The following is a 21403-nucleotide window of genomic DNA, read 5'->3' on the forward strand; positions in this document are numbered from 1 at the left end:
GTTTCGAGGTACCTCTCAGAATTCCAGGACGACCTGGAGGGCGTCGGCGGGGCGTTCGTCGAGCAGCACGTAGGCCTCGGCCGCATCCGCGACCGGGACGACATGGCTGACGAGGGACTCCACGTCCACCTGCCCCTCGGCGACGAGCCGCAGGAACGTCTGCTGGAGGCGCTCCACGGTCCAGCGGCCGGACAGCGGTCCCGGCACGCCGCCGATCTGCGAGCAGACGATCTCCACCCGGTTGTGGTGGAACTCGTCGCCGAGCCGCAGCCCGATGCCGTCGCCCTGGTAGAAGCCGGAGGCGACGACGCGGCCGCCGACGGTCACCGAGCGGACGGCCGTGTGCAGCGCCGGGTAGGCGCCGCTGATCTCGATGGCGAGGTCGGTGCCGCGGCCCCCGGTGGCCTCGCGGATGCGTTCGGCGACCGCGTCCGTGCGGGCGTTGAGCGTGGCGTGGGCGCCGTACTTCTTCGCCGACTCCAGGCGGGCGTCCATCGCGTCGACCGCGGTGACGCGGGCGCCGCTGAGCTGGGCGAGGCGGGTGGCGATCAGGCCGATGACGCCCTGACCGAACACGGCGACGTCCTCGCCGAGGTTGATGCCGCCGGCCAGGACCGCGTTGTACGCGATGGCGCCGACCCGGGCGAAGGCGCCCGCCAGGGGTTCGAGGCCCGCCGGGAGGGTGTGGCCGATCATGCGCTCGGCCGGAACGATGCCCTCGCTGCGGTGGCCCCAGATGCCCCACACGAGATCGCCGACCTCGGGCATGCCGGGTGTGCCGGCCAACTCCGGGGAGACCTCGGTGACTTCGCCGACCTCGGAGTAGCCCCAGCCGACGACCGGGTACGAGATACCGGCCTCGTCGTCGCGGAAGAGCCGGGCATCGGCGTCCCAGGTCCGGGTCAGATAGGGGTTCGTGCCGCGGTAGGCGGTCAGCTCCGTGCCGGCCGAGATGCCCGAGTAGCGGGTGTGGACGCGCAGGTGGCCCGGCGGCAGCTCCAGGCTTTCGTGCTCGGCCACCTCCACCTGGCGAGGACCTGCGAATTGAACGACGCGTTCCACGGACGGCTCCGAAAAAGAGTGGTGTGCCTGTTGGTTGGGTCGAGAATATCCGCAACTTATGTCTTGTCAACATGCAAAAGTAGTGCTGAGATGCGTGCTTGACAGACGTAAGCCGGCGATGAGGACGGGCAATGCGCACCAGGACGCGGCGGTCGAGGGCGATCGCGGTCGGCGCCACGGCAGCCTTGGGCACAGGGCTGCTCACCGGCTGCTCCAGCAGCACAGGTCCGGGTACACCGGACCGAGAGATCACCGTGTGGTCCCAGGAGAACCTCCCGGACCGCGTCGCGGCGACGCAGAGGATCATCGACGGCTTCGAGAAGAAGACCGGTGTCAAGGTGCATCTCGTCGGCGTCGACGAGGGGCAGATGCCCCAGCTCATCATGTCCGCGGCGGCGTCCGGAAAGCTGCCCGACGTGATCGGCGCGGCCCCCATGGGCCAGACCTGGCAGATGTACAGCAACGGTCTGCTCAACACCGACATACCCCGACAGATCGTCAATAAGCTGGGCCCGGGGACGTTCGACAAGAACGCCCTCAAGCTCACCAGCGACGGCAAGGTCAGCCTCGGCGTCCCCTCCGACGCCTGGCTGCAGCTCCTCGTCTATCGCAAGGACGACTTCGCCAAGGCGGGCCTCGACAAGCCGGACACGTACAACAAGCTCGTCACCGCCGCCAAGAAGCTCACCACCAAGGGGCACGACGGTGTGTCTGCCGCCACCGACCCCTCGGACGTCTTCACCTCGCAGAGCTTCGAGAGCCTCGCGCTGGCCAACGACTGCCAACTCGTCGACGAGCGCGGCGAGGTCGCCCTCGGCTCCCCGCAGTGCGTCAAGGCCTTCGACACGTACGACAAGCTGGCGCGCGAGTACGGAGCCCCCGGCACACAGACCGTCGACTCGACGCGCGCCACCTACTTCTCGGGCCGCTCGTCGATGATGATCTGGTCCTCGTTCCTCCTGGACGAGCTGGCGGGCCTGCGCAAGGACGCCTTGCCCAGCTGCCCGCAGTGCGACGGCAAGGACAAGCAGTTCCTCGCCGACAACACCGGCATCGTCACCGCGCTCAAGGGCGCCCGGGCGAGCAAGGCCGCACAGTTCGGCGAGATCACCTCCTGGGTCACCACCAAGACCGCGGAGACGGACGCCTCCCGCGAGTTCATCGAGTACATGATGGGCAGCGGCTACGAGTCCTGGTTCGGACAGGCCCCCGAGGGCAAGATCCCGGTCCGCCGCGGCACCGCCGCCGAGCCCGAGAAGTACATGGCCGCCTGGCGGCACAGCAAGATCGGCGTCGGTGAGCGCAAGCCCCTCGACGAGGTCTACTCGCCGCAGCTCCTCGACCAACTGGCCGCCGGCATCGGCGATCTGCGCCGCTGGGGCATCGAGCAGGGCGAGGGCGCACTGGTCGGCGCCACCAACGGCGAACTGCCGGTCCCGAAGGCCATCGGCGCCATGACCGCGGGCCAGACCTCACCCCGCGAGGCCTCGCGCGAGGCCGAGGAAGAGGTCGCCGCCCTGAAGAAGTCCCTGCAGTAGCCCCTCCGCCGGACCCACGAAAGCCTCGCCATGACTACCGCCACCACCGGCGCGACGCAGCGCCGCAACCCACCCGACGGATCACCGACCCCGCCAGGCCGCCGCCCCCGCAGGCCCATGACCGCGAGCCGCCGCACCAACCGCGCGGGTCTCGCCTTCGTCAGCCCCACCTTCCTCGTCGTCCTCGTCGTCGTGGTGCTGCCGATCCTGTGGACGGTGCTGCTCGCCTTCCAGCGCGCCAAGCTCGTCGACATCCAGGGCATGGGCCTGTTCGGCAACTGGAGCCTGCGCAACTTCTCGCAGGTCTTCGACTCCGCCGGCTTCTGGTCCAGCCTCGGCACCACGCTCCTGTACACCGTCGGCGCCACCTTCGGCTCCGTCGCCCTCGGCCTGGTCGCCGCGCTGGCCCTGCGCAAGCCCTTCCGGGGGCGCGGCCTGCTGCGCGCCGCGATGCTGCTGCCGTACGTGGCGCCGGTCGTGGCCGTCGCGTTCGTGTGGGAGGTCGCGCTCAGCCCGCAGTACGGCATCGTCAACGAGTGGGGACAGAAGCTCTTCGGCTGGGACGACCCGATCGCGTTCCTGTCCACGCGCGCGTACGAAGTCCATGTCCTGGGCCTGCACTTCGACATCCCGCTCGCGCTGCTCACGGTGATCGCCTTCGAGTGCTGGCGCTACTTCCCCTTCGCCTTCCTCTTCATCCTCGCCCGCCTCCAGGCGGTCCCGGACGGCCTGGAGGAAGCCGCGATGGTCGACGGCGCCACGCCCACCCAGCGCTTCCGGCACGTCATGCTGCCGCAGCTCATGCCGGTGATCGCGTTGCTGTGCGTGCTGCGCTTCATCATGACGTTCAACAAGTTCGACGACGTCTACCTGCTGACCGGCGGCGGCGCCGGCACCGACGTCGCGGCCGTGCGCGTCTACGACTTCCTCACCTCGCGCTACGACGTCGGCGCCGCTGCCGCCCAGGCCCTCGTCCTGGCCGTCGTCCTCATGGTCCTGCTGGGCCTGTACTTCAAGTTCTTCGGCAACAAGGTCCAGGAGGAGTCGTGACCAGCACGCATACGGGTCCCGGCAAGCGGGCCATGACGCGCGCGCAGTTCGAGGAGCGGTTCTTCGGCATCGCACGGTGGGTGGTCATCGCGTTCCTCGCGCTGATCACGATCGTGCCCTTCTACTACATGCTGCTGCTTTCGGTGAAGCCGATCGACTCGCTGCTGCTCGACCCCGGCTCGCTGTGGGTGTCGGCCAAGCAGTTCACCCTCGACACGTACACCGAGGTGCTGCGCTCCACCGACGACGGTGGCCAGGGCTTCCTCCAGCTCCTGCGCAATTCGGCCCTGGTGTCCCTCGGAACGGTCGCCCTGACGCTGCTCGCGGCGGTCCCCGGCGCGTACGCGATCAGTCGCCTGAAGTTCTTCGGAAACCGCCAGGTCAGCGCCCTGTTCCTCGCGGTCTACATGTTCCCCTCGACGCTGCTCGCGGTCCCGCTGTTCGTGATGTTCGCGAAGATCGGCCTGTCGTCGAGCCTGATCGGTCTGGCGATCGTCTACGTGGCGCAGACCGTGCCCGTCGCGATCTACATGCTCAAGAACTACCTGGTCACCATCCCGTACTCGATCGAAGAAGCGGCGGCGCTCGACGGCTGCAGTCGACTTCAGACGGTCCGGAAGATCATCCTTCCGCTCGCCCTGCCCTCTCTCATGGCGACGGGCCTCTACGTGCTGATGATCGCGTGGAACGAATTCCTCTTCGCGCTCCTCTTCCTGGCCGCCGACCCCGACAAGTGGACGGTGTCGCTCGGACTCGCCCAGCTGTCCAACGGCATCGAGGTCTCGAAGACGGTGCTGATGGCCGGGTCCGTGGTGCTGACCATCCCCGTGGTAATCCTGTTCTTCGCAGCCGAACGCCTGCTGACCGAGGGTCTCACCGCCGGCGCGGACAAGAGCTGACCGGGGAGAAACGACTCCATTGACCAGGGGGAAGAAGACGATGAGCACGACCGGCCCGGCGAGCGCGGGCCGACTGCTGCAGCTGATCCGCGGCGGCCAGGCCAACACCCGCGCCGAGCTGCAACGCGCGACCGGCCTGTCCCGCTCCACGGTCGGCTTCCGCCTCGACGAACTCGACCGGGCGGGCTGGCTGCGCCAGGACTCCGGCACGTCCACCGGCGGGCGGCCCTCGCACCGCATCGCCTTCGACCCCGCTCACGCGGCCGTCCTCGCGGTGGACCTGGAGACCCGGCACGCGCGCGTGGCCGTGCTCGACCTCGGGGGCACGCTCCTCGCGGAGCGGACCCTCGACCTCGACATCGGCGACGGACCCGACCGGGTGCTCGACCGACTGGCGGGCTGCTTCCCGGAGTTGCTCGCCGCCTCCGCCACCCCGCCCGAGCGGATCTGCGGCATCGGCCTTTCGGTGCCGGGCCCGGTGGAGTGGGAGACGGGACAGGTCGTCCAGCCGCCGATCATGCCGGGCTGGGACCGCTTCCCGATCAGGGAGCGGATGCGGGAGGCGTACGCCGAGCACGTGGGCGCCTCGATGGAGGACGCGACGGGCCGGACGGTCCCTGTCTTCGTCGACAACGACGCCAACCTGATGGCCCTGGCCGAACACCAGGCGGGCCACCCCGACTGCGCCGCCTTCGTCCTCATCAAGGTGTCCACGGGCATCGGCGCGGGCGTCGTCGTCAACAACGAGATCTTCCGCGGCATCGACGGCGGGGCCGGCGACATCGGCCACATCCGTCTCCACGACAAGCCCGACGCCCTGTGCATGTGCGGCTCCTACGGCTGTCTGGCGGCGGTGGCCAGCGGCCGCGCGCTCGCCAGGGACCTCTCCCACCAGGGCATGGCGGTCGCCACCGGGGCCGACGTCAAGGCCCTCCTGGAACAGGGGCATCCCGACGCCGTCCGCCTCGCCCGCGAAGCGGGTCAGCGCGCCGGCGAGGTCCTGGCCACGGTCGTGACCCTCCTCAACCCCGGTGTCCTGGTGCTCGCGGGCGACCTCGCGAGCATCCCCTTCCTCACCGGAGTCCGCGAACTCCTCTACCAGCGGGCGATGCCGCGCACCACCGCCCACCTCGACGTCGTCACTTCCCGGCTCGGCGACCACGCGGGCCTGATCGGAGCGGCGGCGATGGTCGTCGATGTCCTCTACGCCCCCGAACGCGCGGACGCCCGCCTGCGCGCGCTCGCCGCGTCGGACGACGCACAAGAACCGCAAGGAACCCAGTGACGGACAACACCGCATGGCCCCACGACCCCGTCCGGGTCGCACTCGTCGGCGCCGGCCCCTGGGCCCGCACCATGCACGCCCGCATGCTCGCCGCGGGCCCCGAGACGCGGCTGACCGCCGTCTGGGCCCGCCGGACGGACGCGGCCCGCGCGACGGCCGAACCCTATGGCGCGGCAGTCGCGGCGAGCTTCGACGAACTCCTCGACCACTGCGAGGCGGTCGCCTTCGCCGTACCGCCCTCCGTACAGGCCGAGTTGGCGCCGAGGGCAGCGAAGGCCGGCAAAGCGTTGCTCCTGGAGAAGCCCTTGGCCCTGGACCTGTCCTCGGCCGAACGCCTGGTGGACGCCGTCGACGACGCGGGCGTCGTCTCCCAACTCGTCCTGACGAAGCGCTACCACCCGACGACGCGCCGCTTCATCGAGCAGGCGCGGCGCACCGAGGTGACGGGCGCCCGCTCCTGCTACCTCCACGGAGCCTTCCTGGGCGGCGACTTCGCCACGTCCTGGCGCCTGGAACACGGCGCCCTCTACGACCTGGGCCCCCACCTCCTCGACCTTCTCGACGCGGCGATCGGCCCGATCGCGTCGATCCGCGCCACGGGCGACTCCCGCCGCTGGCTCGAGCTGACCTGCGAACACGAGAACGGCGCGGTGAGCCAGGCATCCCTGTCGGGAACGGTCGCACGGGACCGCGCCCTGACCCGCATCGAACTCTTCGGCCCTGGCCCGGAGCTCGTCTACGACACGGCCGGGATCGACCACGAGGAATGCTGGCCGGTCCTGCGGCGGGAGTTCGCGGAGTCGGTACGGTCGGGCCGATCCGGTGAACTGGACGCGCATCGGGGCTTGCGGCTCCAACGCCTACTGAAACAGGCAGATCAAGCGCAATCAGCCATATAAAGCCCCTGCGGCGCTTGAGCAGCGGGGCCCGGGGCAGAGCCCCGCAACCGCAACCCCGGTCACTCTCAACCCACCACCGCCGCCCGCACACACAACACATCCGGCAGATGCGACGCCACCTGCTGCCAGGTGTCGCCGTCGTCCGGGGACGCGAACACCTCGCCGTTGCGGTTGCCGAAGTAGACGCCCGCCGGGTCGTTGTCGTCCGTGCACAGGGCGTCGCGCAGGACCGTGCCGTAGTGGTCCTCCGCCGGGAGGCCGTGGGCCAGGGGTTCCCAGGTCGTGCCGGCGTCCTGGGTGCGGTAGACACGACATCGGTGGTCGGCCGGGACGCGGTCCATGTCCGCGGTGATGGGGAAGATGTACGCCGTGTCGCCGCGGTGCGGGTGCGCGGCCGCGGCGAAGCCGAAGGTCGAGGGGAGGCCCTCGCCGATGTCGAGCCACTTTCCGCCGCCGTCGTCGCTGCGGTACACGCCCCAGTGGTTCTGCAGGTAGAGGCGGTCGGGGTCGACGGCGTCCCGCGTCACCTTGTGCACGCACTGGCCGAACTCGGGGTTCGGGTCGGGCAGGAAGACCGCGGCCACCCCGGAGTTCGCCGGGTCCCAGCTCTCGCCGCCGTCCGCCGTGCGGAAGACGCCCGCCGTGGAGACGGCCACAGTCACGGCGGCCGGGTTCCGCTCATCCGTCAGGATCGTGTGCAGGCCCTCTCCGCCGCCGCCCGGGACCCACTGCGAGCGCGTGGGGTGCTCCCACAGCGGGCGGCACAGCTCGAAGGTCTCGCCACGGTCCTCCGAGCGGTACAGCGCCGCCGGTTCCGTGCCCGCGTACACCACGTCCGGCTCGGCGGCAGCAGGGTGCAGTTGCCACACCCGCTCCAGTGAAGTCCCGGTGAATTCGGGGAACCTGACGGCCGGCTTGGACGGCTCGGTCCAGGTGCGGCCCAGGTCGTCCGAGTGGAAGACGGATGGCCCGTAGTGCGCGCTGTCGCCGCCCGCGAGGAGCCGTGGTCGCTCCCCGCGGGTGTCGATGGCGGCCGAGTACACCGCCTGCGCGTTGAAGTACGGGCTCTCGTCGAACTCGAACGGGCCGCCGTCGCGCTTGCGGCCCAGAAAGAGGCCCTTGCGGGTGCCTACCGCCAGTAGTACGTCAGTCATGCCGAACCTTTCGAAACGTCGTTGTTTCCAGGTGTCGGTCAGTCTGCATCCCACCACTGACAACGGCCCCCGCATGGACCGTCTCCGCAGGTCAGGCCGGTGTCGGCACCGCCAGCGGGAAGTGGCACGCCACCCGGTGACCCGCCGAGTCCGGCGTCGAAACCGGCGGCTCCGTCGTCGCGCAGACGTCCTGCGCGATCGGGCACCGCGTGCGGAACCGGCAGCCCGACGGGGGCTTCGCCGCCGACGGCGTCTCGCCCGTCAGCGGGGTACCCACGGCGGCCGCCTCCGGATCCGGCACGTTCACCGTGTCCAGCAGGCCCCGCGTGTACGGGTGCAGCGGATGGTTGTAGACCTGCTCGGCAGGACCCACCTCCACCAGCTTGCCCAGGTACATCACCCCGACCGTGTCCGCGAGGTAGCGGACCACCGCCAGGTCGTGCGAGATGAACAGGTAGGTGAGGCCGCGTTCGCGCTGCAACTCCCGCATCAGGTTCAGAATCTGCGCCTGCACCGACACGTCGAGCGCCGACACCGGCTCGTCCGCCACCACCAGATCGGGGGAGAGCGTCAACGCCCTTGCCAGACCAAGGCGTTGGCGCTGGCCGCCGGAGAACTCGTGCGGGTAGCGCTGCACCGCGCCGCGCGGCAGGCCCACCGCGTCGAGGAGTTCGCCGATCAGCTTCTCCTGCTCGGCCTTGTCGCCGACGCCCTGGATGACGAGCGGCTCGCGCAGGATCTCGCCGACCCGCATGCGCGGGTCCATCGCCGCCGTCGAGTCCTGGAACATCAGCTGGACGTCGCGGCGGTGCGCGCGTCGCTCCGAGCGCGACAACTCCGCGCGGTCCCGGCCCCCGAAACGTACGGCACCCGCCGTCGGCTCCTCCAGGCCCGCCACGATCCGGCCGAGCGTCGTCTTGCCGCAGCCGGACTCGCCGACCATGCCGAACGTCTCGCCCTTGCGGATGCTCAGCGACACCCCGCCGACCGCGCTGACCGTGCCCTTGCTGCGCGAGAACGGGCCGCCCTTGAGCGGGAACTCCTTGACCAGGGCGTCGAGTTCGACCAGGACGTCGGAGGCGGGCGCGTCCTGCGGAGGGATCGGCGCGGGTGCCACCACCTCACCCGACGCGGCGGCGTCCGCCGCCGTCGGCACCGGGTGGAAGCACGCGAACCGGTGGTCCGCGCCCTGCACTTCGTCCTCCTCGAGGAACGGCTCAAGGGTCCGGCAGTCGTCCGTCGCGAACAGGCAGCGCGGCGCGAACCGGCACCCCGTGGGCCGCACCGTCAGGCTCGGCGGCAGGCCGGGGATGGTGTGCAGCTCCGTCTCGTTGTCCGCCGCACGCTCGGGCAGCGCCGCGAACAGCGCCTCCGTGTAGCGGTGCCGCGGGCGGGCGAACAGGCCCCGTACATCGGACTGTTCCGCGACCTGGCCCGCGTACATGACGGCCACCTTGTCGACCCGGTTCGCGATGACGCCGAGGTCGTGCGTGACCAGGATCATCGCCATGCCGAGCCGCTCGCGCAGTCCGTCGATGAGCTCCAGAATCTGGTGCTGAGTCGTCACGTCGAGCGCGGTGGTCGGCTCGTCCGCGATCAGCAGCTTCGGCTCGCAGACCAGCGCCATGGCGATGGCCACGCGCTGGCGCATGCCGCCGGAGAGCTGGTGCGGATACGCCTTCATCCGCTCGGCCGGCTGCGGCATGCCGACCAGCCGCAGCGTCTCCTCGGCGCGCGCCCACGCCTCCTTCTTGGTCACGTCCCGGTGCAGCAGCAGCGGCTCCGCGACCTGCGCGCCGATGGTCATCGTCGGGTTCAGGGAGGTCAGCGGGTCCTGGAACACCATGCCGATGGTGTTGCCGCGCACGTCCTGGAGGACCGGCGCGGACGCGGCGGCCAGGTCCTGGCCCTCGAACATGATGCGTCCACCGGTCACCTCGCCGCCGGAGGGCAGCAGGCCGAGGACGCTGAGCGCGGTCATGGTCTTTCCGCAGCCGGACTCGCCGACGATGCCGAGTGCTTCTCCCGGCGCCAGTTCGAGCGAGACCCCGTCGAGGGCGTGGACGGTGCGGTCGCGTGTGGAGATGTCGACGCGCAGGTCGTCGATCCTGAGCAGAGGCTCGGTCATGTCAGCTTTCCTAGATCCCTTGCGTTGCCTGGTCCCGGCCTGGTCCCGGCCTTGTTCCACGTGGGCGCTACTTGCGCAGCCGTACTTCGAACGCGTCGCGCAGTCCGTCGCCGATGAAGTTGAACGCGGCGACGACGAGGACGATCGCGATGCCCGGCGGGAAGATCAGCCACCAGTAGCCGTTCTGCGTGTAGGTGATGCCGGAGGACAGCATCGAGCCCCAGTCGGCGGACGGCGGCGGGATCGAAAGGCCGAGGAAGGCCAGGTAGCTGACGTAGAGGATGGCGTCGGCGATCTGGAACGTGCAGTTGACGATGACCGTGCCGATGGCGTTCGGCACGATGTGCTTGAACACCGCACGCGCGCCGCCACCGCCCATCATCCGCATCGCCTGGACGTACTCCCGGTTGCGCAGCGACAGCGCCTCGCCGCGCACCAGGCGGGCGGGGGAGAGCCAGGCGACGCACGCGATGATGAGGATCAGGATGCCCTTGGTGGGCGTGATGATCGCGGCGACGACCACGAGGAGGAACATCGCCGGGATGGCGAGCGCGGCGTCGGTGATCCGCATCATCGCCGCGTCGACCCAGCCGCCGAAGTATCCGGCGACGGCGCCGTACACGGTGCCGAACAGGGTCGCCAACAGGCCGGCCGCCAGGCCGATTTCGAGGGACGTCTGCCCCGCGACCATGAGCCGGCCGAGCATGTCGTAGCCGAGGTCGGTCGTGCCCAGGAGGTGTCCTGACGTGCCGGGCGAGAGGTTCGCCTGGGACAGGTCGGTGTGGATCTGCTCGGTCGGGTGGACCAGCGGGCCCAGGTAGCAGAAGGCCAGCAGCAGGACGAGCAGGATGACGCCGCTCAGGGCCAGCTTGTTGCCCGTGAACACGCGCAGGGTGCGGCGGGCCAGCGAGGGCGTGGCCTGCGCGGTCTCCTCCTGTCCCGGTATGGGAGGGGTCGTCACAGCAGTGGTCATGACACGCTCCGGATCCGGGGGTCGAGGACGGCGTACAGGATGTCGGTGATCAGCGAGCCGAGGACGGTCGCGATGCCGACGACGAGGGTCACGCCGAGGAGGACGGGGAAGTCCGAGCCCTGCGCGGCGTTCCAGAACAGCAGCCCCATGCCGGGGTAGTTGAACATCGACTCGACGACGAGGGCACCGCTGAACAGGGTCGGCAAGTAGAGGCCGAGCAGGGTGGCGAGCGGGATCAGGGCGTTGCGCAGCACGTGCTTGACCATGATCCGGCGGCTCGACTGGCCCTTCGCCATGGCCGTGCGCACGTATTCCTCGGTGAGGTTGTCGAGGACCGCCGAGCGCATGTAGCGGCTGAACATGGCCACGATGCCGAACGCCATGGTCACGACCGGGAGGACCAACCCCGATATGTCGCCGAGAAGTTGTCCGATCGACTCGCCCTGCGGGGCCTCCGCCGGGAAGATCGGCAACACCTGTGCGAACAGGATGATCATGATGAGGCCGAGGAAGAACACCGGGGTCGCGTACATCAGGAACGCGACCCCGGTCAGCGCGTAGTCGGACGCCTTGCCGCGCCGCACCGCCTGGAGCAGGCCGAGCGGCACCGCGATGATCACCGCGAGCACCGTCGACAGGAGGGTGAGCAGGAGTGTCTTCGGCAGCCGCTGGGTGAGCAGGTCGAACACGGGCGAGTTGAGCTTGTACGACTCGCCGAGGTCGCCGGTGAACAGCCGCTTGAGGTACATCCCGTACTGCGTGGGCAGCGAACGGTCGTAGCCCTGAAGGTGGTTGAAGTGCTCGATCTGCTGCGGTGTGCCCTTGGGGCCGAGGATCGCGCGGGCGGGGCCGCCCGGCAGCAGGTGCAGCAGGGTGAAGACGATGATCGAGACGAGGAACAGGACGACGAGCGCCTGAAGGAAACGCTTGACCAGAAAGCCGGTCACTTCTCGGCCTCCTTCTTTACGCTCTTGGAGTTCTTGACGTAGTACCAGTGCTGTGGCGCGAACGTGACCGTCGGGTTCTGCTCGATGCCCCGCAGGTCATTGCGGATCACCGACACCTGGTACGCGGGGTTGGGCATCCACATCACCGGCAGTTGCTCGGCGAGGTACGAGCCGTACTTGTGCATCGCCTTCATGTCGGGTGCGTACTGCACCGCGCGGATCAGCCGGTCGGCCTTCTTGTCGCTGTAGTTGCCGAAGTTGGAGGAGGCGCCCGTGGAGAACAGCTGCTCGCCGCTCGGGTTGAGCGGGTAGTACCAGCTGCCCGCGGTGCCGAAGAAGGACATGTCCCACGTGCAGCCGGGGTCGTCCTTCTTGCACGGAACGGAGTTGCCGAGCACGGAGTTGAGCGGCTGCTGGCGCACGGTCAGGTCGACGCCCGCCTTGCTGAGCGAGGACTTGAGCTCCTGCATCATGTTCGTCGTCTCGGTCGAGCCGGACTGCGTGAGCAGCGTCAGCTCCAGCGGGTCGTTCTTGCCGATGCCCTTGCCGCACTCGTCGTCACCTGTACCGGGCCGGACGCAGTGGGCCGTGCCGTCGACCGTCTTCCAGCCGTGCGCGGACAGCAGGGACCTGGCCTTGGAGACGGAGAACGGGTACTGGTTCTTCGCCATGTCCTTGGACAGGTACTGGCTCTTGGGCGTGACCGGGACGGGGCCGAGCGTGGGTGTCGCGCTGCCCTGCCAGATGACCTTGCTCATCGCGTCCTGGTCGACGAGGTGCTGCATCGCCTGCCGGATGTAGAGCTGGTTCATCGCGGGGCCCGCGTGCGTGGAGTTGAAGTTGTAGACGATGTAGGTGGCCGCCCAGCCCTCCCACGGATCGACGCGGTACCCCTTGTCCTCGAAGCTCTCCTTCTGCGCCATCACAGAGGGCGGGATGTAGCCGTAGTCGACGCCGCCCGAGCGCAGCACGTTGTACTCGGAGTCGGCGGTGGTGAACGGCTTGAAGACGACCTTGTCGAGGTGCGGGCGCTCCGACTTCGGCCCGGTGTACTTCTCGTTCGCGGCGATGGTGACCTGCCCGGTGTCCCGCCAGCCGGCCAGCTTCCAGGGCCCGTTGACGGTCTTCCAGAGCGGGTCGGTCGCGTACGAGCCCAGGTGCTTGGAGTGCTCGGTGAGTCTCGCGAAGACGGCCTTGGCGCCCTTGGCCGTACGGTCGAAGTCCCCGATCTTCCCGCCGTCCTTCGTGGCGTCCCAGGCGTGCTGGGGCAGGGCGCGCATCCGGGAGAGCTGGTTCGCGGTGAACCAGTCCGGGTTGTACGAGCGGTCCAGGCGCAGCCGGGCCGTGTGGTCGTCGACGATCTCGAACTTCTTGACGTTGTCGGGGAACGCCCCGACCGAGTAGCCGCCCCAGTCGGCTTTGTTCGCCTTGGTGAGGTTGAAGGCGAACTCAAGGTCCCGGGAGGTCACTTCGGTCCCGTCGGACCACTTGACTCCCTTGCGCAGCGGGATGGTGACCGTCTTGTTCCCGTCGCTGTACTTCGGTTCGAGGCCGAGGGTGCCGGGGCCCTGTGTGGTGAGTTCGCCCTTGCTCTGCACGGCGTCGTACACGGGAAGGAACAGGAGTTGCTGGATCCCGGCGTTGTACGACGCGGCGTAGCCGGGCGGCGCGATCGGGAAGATCCAGTTCGGGGTCGCCGCCGGGGGCAGGGCCATGGTGGCCGTGCCGCCCTCGACAGGGGTGCCGCCCGTGCGGCCCACGGCGATGCTGCCGGCCTCGTGCGTACAGCCGGTGAGCGTCACGAGCGCCGCCGCGAGGGCGAGCGCGGCGGACGCCTTTGACCTGAGAGAACGCATGCCGAAGGGCCTCCAAGGGGACGGGATCCAGCCCCGTGTGAAGATTCGACGAGGGGCGCTCGAACGCTAAGTCGACCGTTCGAAACAAGTCAATAGGTTCATTCGGAAAGTAACTAAAAATCCGGGGGGTCTGGCGAACCTGGTTCGGTGATGGTTAGTGTTCGGTCTGGCATCGAACGAACTCATCGAAGTAAGTGCGTCTCGGCGTACGACCCAGGGGGACCGGATGACGGACACCGTGAACGAAGGCGAGCCGGGCTCGGCCCAGCACATACTCCGGCTCGTCTCGTCCGGAGCCGCCGCGTCCCGCGCCGACCTCGTCAGGGAACTGGGCCTCGCACCCTCCACCGTCTCGCTGCGCGTGCAGGAGCTGGTGGCCCAGGGCGTGCTCACCGAGTCCGGCGAGGGCGCCTCGCGCGGCGGACGCAGGCCCCGGCTGCTGCGGATCAAGGCGCAGGGCGGTGTCGCGCTCGCCGCCGATCTCGGCAGCCGGCACGCGCGGCTCGGCGCCGTCGACCTCGGCGCGGCCGTGCACGACGCCGAGGACCTGCCGCACGACATCACCGCGGGACCCGAGTCCGCCGTCGACTGGCTGTGCGCCCAAGTGGCCCGGCTCGCCGAGACGCAGCGGGAGTCGGGGCGGACCGTGCGCGCGCTCGGCGTCTCCTTCCCGGGCCCCGTCGACCCGGCGGACGGCCGCGTGCTGAGCCCCTCGCGGATGCCGGGCTGGCACCGCTACCCGCTGCGCGACGTCCTCACCGAGCGGCTCGGCATGCCGGTGACCGTCGCCAATGACGCCACGATGATGGCGGTCGGCGAGCACCGCACGTCCCGGCCCGAGCTCGACCACATGGTCGTCGTGAAGGCAGGCCGCGGCATCGGCAGCGGCGTCATCGTCGCGGGCCGGCCGCACGACGGAGCCAACGGCAGCGCGGGCGACATCAGCCACGTCCGCGTGGAGGAGGCCGGCGAGCGGCCCTGCTCCTGCGGGAACATCGGCTGCCTGGAGACCGTCGCGAGCGGCGCGGCCCTCATCCGCGAACTCGCCGCGCAGGGCGTCGACGTGGCGAACACCACGGAGCTGCTCCAGCTCGTCGCCGACGGCGACCCCGTCGCCACCACCCTCGTACGCGCCGCGGGACGGCACATCGGCACCGTGCTCTCCGTCGTCGTGAACTTCTTCAACCCGCGGGCCGTCGCCATCGGCGGCGTACTCGCCACCGCCGAACCTCTCGTCGCCGCCGTCCGCGGCGTGCTGTACGAGCGCTGTCTGCCGCTCGCCACGGCAGACCTCGAGATCACCACGACGGCCGCAGGCCGCGACGCGGGCCTGCTCGGCGCGGGCCTCACGGCGCTGCACAAGAACCTGTCGGCCGCCGCCCCCGCCTTCAAGGAAGAGAGCGTCCACGCATGACGAGCACCACCCCGATCACCGGCCGCCGCCTGCGCATCGGCATCGGCGGCATCGGTATCGAGTCGTCCACGTTCTGCCCGCACCGGTCCACCACCGAGGACTTCCGGCAGACGCGAGGGCAGGACCTCCTCGACCGCTACACGTGGACGCGGGCCGACTCGGACCTCGCCGAGACGGTCGAGTGGGTGCCGCTGCTGCACGCGACCTCGCTGCCCGGCGGCCCGGTCGAGGCCGAGTCGTACCTGATCCTCAAGAACGAACTCGTCACCCGCATACGGGAGGCGGGCCCGCTCGACGGTCTCGTCTACGACATCCACGGCGCCATGAGCGTCGTCGGCCTCACCGACGCCGAGGGCGACCTGACCGAGGCGGTCCGCGCGGCCCTCGACCACAACGGCACGCCCGACGGCGGCCGGCCCATGATCTCCACGGGCATGGACCTGCACGGCAACGTCTCGCGCCGCTTCGCCGAGCCCATCGACCTGCTCACCGCGCACCGCCTCGCCCCGCACGAGGACGCCTGGGACACCCGCGAGCGCGCCGCCCGCAACCTCGTGCACTGCCTGCGCGAAGGTGCCCGACCGCACAGGGCCTGGGTCCAGGTCCCGGTCCTGCTGCCCGGCGAGAAGACCAGCACCCGCCTGGAGCCCGCCAAGTCCCTCTACGCCTCGCTCGCCGACATCGAGCAGAAGGACGGCATCCTCGACGCCGCGATGTGGGTCGGCTACGCCTGGGCCGACGAGCCGCGCTGCAAGGCGGCCATCGTGGTCACCGGCGACGACGCCGAACTCGCCGCGCAGGAAGCCGAGTCGCTGGCCCGCCGCTACTGGGACGCCCGCAAGGACTTCCTCTTCGTCGGTCCGACCGGCAGCGCCGAGGAGTGCATCGACAAGGCCGTCGCCTCCGACAAGCGGCCCTTCCTCATCAGCGACTCAGGCGACAACCCGACCGCGGGCGGCGCGGGCGACCTCGCGTACATGCTGGGCAAGCTCCTTGAGAACGACGCGATCCGCACGGGGAAGGTCACGGCCGTGCACCCCGGCATCACCGACCCGGACGCCGTCGCCGCCTGCTTCGAAGCGGGAGTCGGCGCGTCGGTCACGCTCTCCGTCGGCGGCAAGGTCGACGCGAACCACGGCGGTCCCTACGAACTCACCGGCACCGTCGAGGCGTTGCAGCGCGCGGCCGACAAGAAGGACGGCGAGGCAGGCGGGGCCTACGCCCGCGGTGTCGACATGGCGGCGGTCCGCGTCGGCGGCCTCACCGTGATCCTCGTCGAACGCCGCAAGCCGTTCCACACCCTCGCCGACTTCACGGGTCCGGCCGAGGGCGGCCTCGGCATCGACCCGCGGACGTACGACGTGGTCGTCGTCAAGATCGGCTACCTGGAGCCGGAGCTGCACGACATGGCCGCCGACTGGCTGCTCGCGCTCACCCCCGGCGGCGTCGACCAGGACCTGCTGCGCCTGGGACACCACCGGGTGGAGCGCCCGCTGTACCCGTTCGACGAGGACGCCTACGAGGCCGGGGTCGGCCCCGACCTCACGCCCACCCTCCTGTAGGCATCAACTCAGCCACTCCGACTCGTACTTCTTGTACGTGCCGTCATGCGTCGCCAGATGCACGAACTGGTCGACGTACTCATGGAAGTCGCGGTCGCCGCGCGGCGTCGCGTAGGCCTTCTCGGCGAACGAGAACGGCTTGTCGGGGTGGATCGAGCACAGCTCGGGGTGGAGCTTGGACTGGTAGAGCGTCTCGCTCGCGTCCGTCATCATCACGTCCGCCCGGCCCGCCACGATCTCGTCGAAGATCGTGCGGTTGTCCGGGTGGACCTTGATGGTGGCCTGCTTGATGTTCGCGCGGGCGAACTGCTCATTGGTGCCACCGGGGTTGACGACGACCGTCGTTCCCGCCTGGTCGATGTCCTTGAGCGTCTGGTACTTGTCCTTGTCGGCGCAGCGCACGATCGGCGTCTTGCCGTCCTCGCGGGTCGGCTCGCTGAAGTACACCTGGCGGGCGCGCGGCAGCGTGATCGAGACACCGCCGACGGCGACGTCGCACTTCCCGGCGGCCAGGTCGCCCGACAGGTCGGCCCACGTGGTGTCCACCCACGTGGCCTTCGCGTCGAGACTCTTGGCCAGTTCCTTCGCCATGTCGATGTCGATGCCGCTGTACGAACCGTCCTTCGGGTCCTTGTACGTGAACGGCTTGTAGTCCCCGGTCGTACACACGCGCAGCACAACGGACTTGGGCACCGAATCGAGCAGGCTCGCCTTCTTGCCGCTCTGGTGCACCGCCGTGGGAGCGGCCGGCGCGGCGGCGGTCAGACCCAGCAGACACACCAGGGCGGACAGGGTGACGACACGTTGTCTGGACGTACGACGGCTCATCGCGAGGACTCCTCGGCGGGTTGGGTGCAGGCTGAGCGGGTTGGGTGCAGGCTGAACGGATCGCCCAGCGGCCCACCCTGCCAGAAGAGTTCGCACCGGTCGATCAAGCCCCGCTGTCGGACGAGAGGCAGCGGGGTCCGGGGCAGAGCCCCGGCATCACGCCGTCGCGGCGAGCCACAAATCCGGCCCGAACACCTCGTAGTGGAGGTCGGCCGCCGCCACCCCCTTGCCCAGCAACTGTCCTCGCATCGCCCGCATAAAGGGCAACGGCCCACACAGGTACGCTCGCGTGCCGGCTCCCACGGCCACCTCCGTAAGATCCGCGAACCCCGTGTTCCCACCGGCCGGAGCCCCCTCCTCATACCAGAAGTGGGCCGCACCCTCGGAGAGCTTCGCGGCGAGCGCCGCATGCTCCGCACGCGACGCATGCGTCCCGGGAGAACGGTCGGCATGCACGACGGTGACCGGCCCCGCATGTCGGGCAGCCACCAGATCCTCCAGCATCGCGAGGATCGGCGTACACCCGATCCCGGCGGAGACGAGCAGCAGCGGCGCCTCGTCGACGGCCAGCACGAGGTCCCCGTACGGCGCGGAGACCCGCAGCCGATCGCCCTCCCGCACATGGCGGTGCAGATGGTTCGACACCTCGCCATCAGGACCCGCACCGCCGCCGTCGACCCGCTTCACCGCGATGGAACGCCCCGCGGCGGCGGGCGCGCCGGTCAGGCTGTACTGGCGTATCTGCCGCGCCCCGTCCGGGAGTTCGACCTGCACGGACACGTACTGCCCCGCCCTGAACGCCGGTGCGGCGGCGCCGTCCGCCGGCCGCAGCAGGAAGGACGCGACGTCGGGTGTCTCCTCGGCGCGGGACGCCACCTCCCACTCCCGCCAGACGTCACCGTCGACCACGCCCCGCTCCGCGTAGAGCCGCTGCTCGATCGCGACGAGGGCGTTCGCCATCAGCCAGTACACCTCGTCCCAGGCCGCCGCGACCTCGTCGGTGACCGCGTCGCCGAGCACCTCGGCGATGGCCTCGAAGAGGTGCTGGTGCACGACCGGGTACTGCTCGGCGCGTACGCCCAGGGAGGCGTGCTTGTGCGCGATGCGGGCCAGCATCGCGTCGGGCCGGTCGTCCGGGTGGTCGACGAGGTACCCGGCGAACGCGGCGATCGAACCGGCGAGCGCCTGGCGCTGCGTGCCGGCCGCCTGGTTGCCGCGGTTGAACAGGTCGTGCAGCAGCGCGGGGTGGGCCGCGAACAGCTTCTCGTAGAAGAGGCCGGTGATGTCCTCGATGGCGGCGCCCACAGCGGGGAGGGTGGTGCGGACGACGGCGGCCGACTGGTCGGTGAGCATCGACAGGACTCCTTAATCTGAATCTCAGATGCGTATTTAAAGGCGGGGGGTGGTTGCCGGGTGGACGTGCACCGACGCCCGGAAGACGGGGGTGCTGGGCTGCTCAGCCCGCCCCGGTAGGCGGCGAAAGGGCCACCAACAACGGGCCGGTGGGCGCCTTGACGAGGTCGTTGAGGCTGAGCGGGTCGAGCGTCGCGAAGAACGCCTCCTGGGCCTCGCGGAGTGCTTGCCGCAGGCGGCAGGCCGAACGCAGGGGGCAGGGCGTCGTCCCCTCGCAGTCCACGACGTCCCCCGGCCCCTCGAGTTCGCGCACGAGTGCGCCGATGGAGGCCGACCGGCCGGCCCCGGTGAGCGCGAGCCCGCCGCCCCGGCCGCGCCGCGCCTCCACGAGCCCCATCCGCTGGAGCTTGGCGACGGCCTTCGCGGTGTGCGTGTACGGCACCTCCATGGCGCCCGCGACCGCGCGGGTGGTGGGCAGTTCGCCCTCCTCGACCGCGAGGCGCATCAGTACGCGCAGGGCGAGATCCGTGAATCGCGTCAACCGCATGGGCGCAGGTTATTAATGTTGCATTTGAAAGGCAAATTAACTCCGGCCGTTGTCGCCGTGAACGAACCCGCATAAAAATGTTGACCTGAGCGTGAATATGCATCAAAGTGGCCCAGTCGCGGTGTTCCCCGAGGTCAGCGCAGGTCCGCACTCGGGGCCGTGCTGACGGGTCTCCGTGTCGCGCACCGCCCCCCCCACGCCTTGTCCCAGGGAAGCCCGTGAGTTCATCCACACGACTGTTCCACCGCTGCGCCGCGCTCGCGGTCGCGGCCGGCCTCGTGGCCGTGACCACCTCGTGCAGCAAGGGCGCCGAGGCCACGACCACCGCGGACGGGGTGAAGCTGGTCCACAAGGGCCGGCTCACGACCTGTACGCATCTGCCGTTCGCGCCGTTCCAGTTCGAGAAGGACGGCAAGGTCGTCGGCTTCGACGTCTCCCTGATGGACCTCGTGGCGAAGCGGCTCGGGCTGAAACAGGACGTCATCGACAAGTCCTTCGAGACGATCAAGACCGGCGCCGACCTCAACGCGGGCCTGTGCGACGTCGCCGCCGCCGGCATGACGATCACCGACGAGCGCAAGCAGAACCTCGACTTCGCCGACCCCTACTTCGACGGTGAGCAGGCGCTGCTCGCCCGCAAGGGCGTCGACGCGAAGACGATCGAGGACGTCCAGCACGGGAAGTGGACGCTCGGCTCGCAGGCCGCGACCACCGGCGAGTCCCTGGCGCACGACAAGGGCATCGACTCGGTGTCCTTCGAGAGCTCCGACGCCGAGCTGAACGGGCTGCGCACCGGCCAGGTCGACCTGCTGATCCAGGACTACCCGGTCGCCCGGAACTGGCTCAAGACCAACGCCGACGACGCGGCCAAATTCAAGGTGGTCGGCGCCATCCCCACCGGCGAGCAGTACGGCTTCGCCGTGAAGAAGAACGGCAACCCCAAGCTGCGCGCCGCGATCAGCGACACGATCGCGCAAGCAAAGAAGGACGGGACGTACAAGAAGTTGTACGAGAAGTGGATCGGCCCGATGCCGAAGGACGTGACCTCGAAGTGAGCACCGTGAAGACACCGCACGCGGACGGAAGTTCGGAGCGTGCGACCGCGGACCGGCCGCGCATGTCGCCGCGTCGTCGGCGCAAGGTCACCCAGGGCGTCCAGTACGCGGTCCTCGTGGCCGCGGTGCTGCTCGTCGCGTCGCTCGCCGACTGGGGGCAGCTGCAGCGCCAGTTCCTCGACCCGACCGTCGCCCGGCAGATGTTCCCGGACCTGATCACCACCGCACTGGTCAACACGGTGATCTACACCCTCTCCGGCTTCGGTGTCGGTCTGATCCTCGGCCTGGTCATCGCCCTGATGCGACTCTCGTCCGTGGCCCCCTACCGCTGGCTCGCCTCGATCTACATCGAGTTCTTCCGCGGGCTGCCCGCCCTGCTCATCTTCATCTTCATCGGCGTCGGCGTGCCGCTCGCCTTCCCCGGCACGGCGCTGCCCGGCGGGGTGTACGGGCAGGTGGCCGTCGCGCTCGGCCTGGTTGCGGCCGCGTACATGGCGGAGACGATCAGGGCCGGCATCCAGGCGGTGCCGCGCGGTCAGATGGAGGCCGCCCGCACGCTGGGCATGTCGCGCTCCCTGGCCATGCGCTCGATCATCATCCCGCAGGCATTCCGCGTCATCGTGCCGCCGCTCACCAACGAACTGGTGCTGCTGTTCAAGGACTCCTCGCTGGTCCTGTTCCTCGGTGTCTCCCTGGAGACCCGTGACCTCACCAAGTTCGGCCGCGACCTGGCGGGCGAGTCCGCCAACAGCACCCCCATCTTCGTCGCGGGCCTGTGCTACCTGCTGGTCACCATCCCGCTCGGCTATCTCGTACGCCGCCTCGAAGCGCGGCACGCGAAGGCCAGGTGAGG

Annotated in this window: 18 protein-coding genes; 9 read left to right on the top strand and 9 right to left on the bottom strand. The window is 69.7% G+C overall.

All coding sequences use genetic code 11. The features are described from left to right. Positions 1–15: 15 nt before the first annotated feature. Entirely contained in the window at positions 16–1062 is a 1047-nt protein-coding gene (locus ACWD2L_RS20980) for a zinc-dependent alcohol dehydrogenase (protein ID WP_351330629.1), read from the bottom strand. A 131-nt stretch (positions 1063–1193) separates the two neighbouring features. Between ACWD2L_RS20980 and ACWD2L_RS20985 the strand changes: the two genes are divergently transcribed. From ACWD2L_RS20985 to ACWD2L_RS21005, 5 genes are read left to right on the top strand one after another with little or no spacing between them, the layout of a single operon-like run. Further along, complete coding sequence (locus ACWD2L_RS20985; RefSeq protein WP_351330628.1) at positions 1194–2600, top strand: ABC transporter substrate-binding protein; 1407 nt, start codon at positions 1194–1196, stop codon at positions 2598–2600. Between the two features lie 30 nt (positions 2601–2630). Beyond that, positions 2631–3650 (top strand): carbohydrate ABC transporter permease, encoded by a 1020-nt coding sequence (locus ACWD2L_RS20990; protein WP_351330626.1) that lies wholly within the window; start codon positions 2631–2633, stop codon positions 3648–3650. Positions 3651–3682: 32 nt separating this feature from the next. After that, positions 3683–4549 (top strand): carbohydrate ABC transporter permease, encoded by an 867-nt coding sequence (locus tag ACWD2L_RS20995; RefSeq protein WP_351330654.1) that lies wholly within the window; start codon positions 3683–3685, stop codon positions 4547–4549. A gap of 40 nt (positions 4550–4589) precedes the next feature. Continuing rightward, a complete protein-coding gene (locus tag ACWD2L_RS21000; protein ID WP_351330624.1) occupies positions 4590–5834 on the top strand; it encodes an ROK family transcriptional regulator in 1245 nt (414 codons plus the stop codon). Next, positions 5831–6733 carry a Gfo/Idh/MocA family protein gene (locus ACWD2L_RS21005; protein WP_351330622.1) on the top strand — a complete coding sequence of 301 codons (903 nt, stop codon included), beginning with the start codon at positions 5831–5833 and terminating at the stop codon, positions 6731–6733. The genes ACWD2L_RS21000 and ACWD2L_RS21005 overlap by 4 nt, the downstream gene beginning before the upstream one ends. Before the next feature lie 65 nt (positions 6734–6798). On the opposite strand, the gene ACWD2L_RS21010 is transcribed toward ACWD2L_RS21005, so the two are convergent. The 5 genes from ACWD2L_RS21010 to ACWD2L_RS21030 form a co-directional block, all read right to left on the bottom strand. Further along, on the bottom strand, positions 6799–7887 hold the full coding sequence (locus ACWD2L_RS21010; RefSeq protein WP_351330620.1) for a WD40/YVTN/BNR-like repeat-containing protein: 1089 nt from the start codon (positions 7885–7887) through the stop codon (positions 6799–6801). Between the two features lie 91 nt (positions 7888–7978). Beyond that, positions 7979–10015: an ABC transporter ATP-binding protein gene (locus ACWD2L_RS21015; RefSeq protein ID WP_351330618.1), complete on the bottom strand. Its 2037-nt coding sequence runs from the start codon at positions 10013–10015 to the stop codon at positions 7979–7981. Positions 10016–10082: 67 nt separating this feature from the next. Next, entirely contained in the window at positions 10083–10988 is a 906-nt protein-coding gene (locus tag ACWD2L_RS21020) for an ABC transporter permease (protein WP_351330616.1), read from the bottom strand. Next, complete coding sequence (locus ACWD2L_RS21025; protein ID WP_351330614.1) at positions 10985–11935, bottom strand: ABC transporter permease; 951 nt, start codon at positions 11933–11935, stop codon at positions 10985–10987. Before ACWD2L_RS21025 ends, ACWD2L_RS21020 begins: the two co-directional genes overlap by 4 nt. Beyond that, positions 11932–13791, bottom strand: coding sequence for a peptide ABC transporter substrate-binding protein (locus ACWD2L_RS21030; protein ID WP_351330613.1), 1860 nt, complete (start codon positions 13789–13791; stop codon positions 11932–11934). The genes ACWD2L_RS21025 and ACWD2L_RS21030 overlap by 4 nt, the downstream gene beginning before the upstream one ends. Positions 13792–14017: 226 nt before the next feature. Here ACWD2L_RS21030 and ACWD2L_RS21035 point away from each other — a divergent pair, with 226 nt between their 5' ends. Further along, complete coding sequence (locus ACWD2L_RS21035; protein ID WP_351330611.1) at positions 14018–15205, top strand: ROK family transcriptional regulator; 1188 nt, start codon at positions 14018–14020, stop codon at positions 15203–15205. After that, positions 15202–16767, top strand: coding sequence for a M81 family metallopeptidase (locus tag ACWD2L_RS21040; protein ID WP_351330610.1), 1566 nt, complete (start codon positions 15202–15204; stop codon positions 16765–16767). Before ACWD2L_RS21035 ends, ACWD2L_RS21040 begins: the two co-directional genes overlap by 4 nt. A 3-nt stretch (positions 16768–16770) precedes the next feature. On the opposite strand, the gene ACWD2L_RS21045 is transcribed toward ACWD2L_RS21040, so the two are convergent. From ACWD2L_RS21045 to ACWD2L_RS21055, 3 genes are all read right to left on the bottom strand, one after another. After that, a complete protein-coding gene (locus ACWD2L_RS21045; RefSeq protein WP_351330609.1) occupies positions 16771–17595 on the bottom strand; it encodes a transporter substrate-binding domain-containing protein in 825 nt (274 codons plus the stop codon). A gap of 156 nt (positions 17596–17751) precedes the next feature. Next, positions 17752–18948 carry a globin domain-containing protein gene (locus ACWD2L_RS21050; protein ID WP_351330608.1) on the bottom strand — a complete coding sequence of 399 codons (1197 nt, stop codon included), beginning with the start codon at positions 18946–18948 and terminating at the stop codon, positions 17752–17754. Positions 18949–19051: 103 nt separating this feature from the next. Next, positions 19052–19495, bottom strand: coding sequence for an RrF2 family transcriptional regulator (locus tag ACWD2L_RS21055; protein WP_351330606.1), 444 nt, complete (start codon positions 19493–19495; stop codon positions 19052–19054). A gap of 218 nt (positions 19496–19713) precedes the next feature. On the opposite strand from ACWD2L_RS21055, the gene ACWD2L_RS21060 reads away from it, so the two are divergent. Next, positions 19714–20550 carry an ABC transporter substrate-binding protein gene (locus ACWD2L_RS21060; protein WP_351330605.1) on the top strand — a complete coding sequence of 279 codons (837 nt, stop codon included), beginning with the start codon at positions 19714–19716 and terminating at the stop codon, positions 20548–20550. Positions 20551–20612: 62 nt separating this feature from the next. After that, positions 20613–21401 carry an amino acid ABC transporter permease gene (locus tag ACWD2L_RS21065; RefSeq protein ID WP_351330652.1) on the top strand — a complete coding sequence of 263 codons (789 nt, stop codon included), beginning with the start codon at positions 20613–20615 and terminating at the stop codon, positions 21399–21401. Positions 21402–21403: the final 2 nt, after the last annotated feature.

This window comes from Streptomyces sp. NPDC002754 (assembly GCF_053592315.1).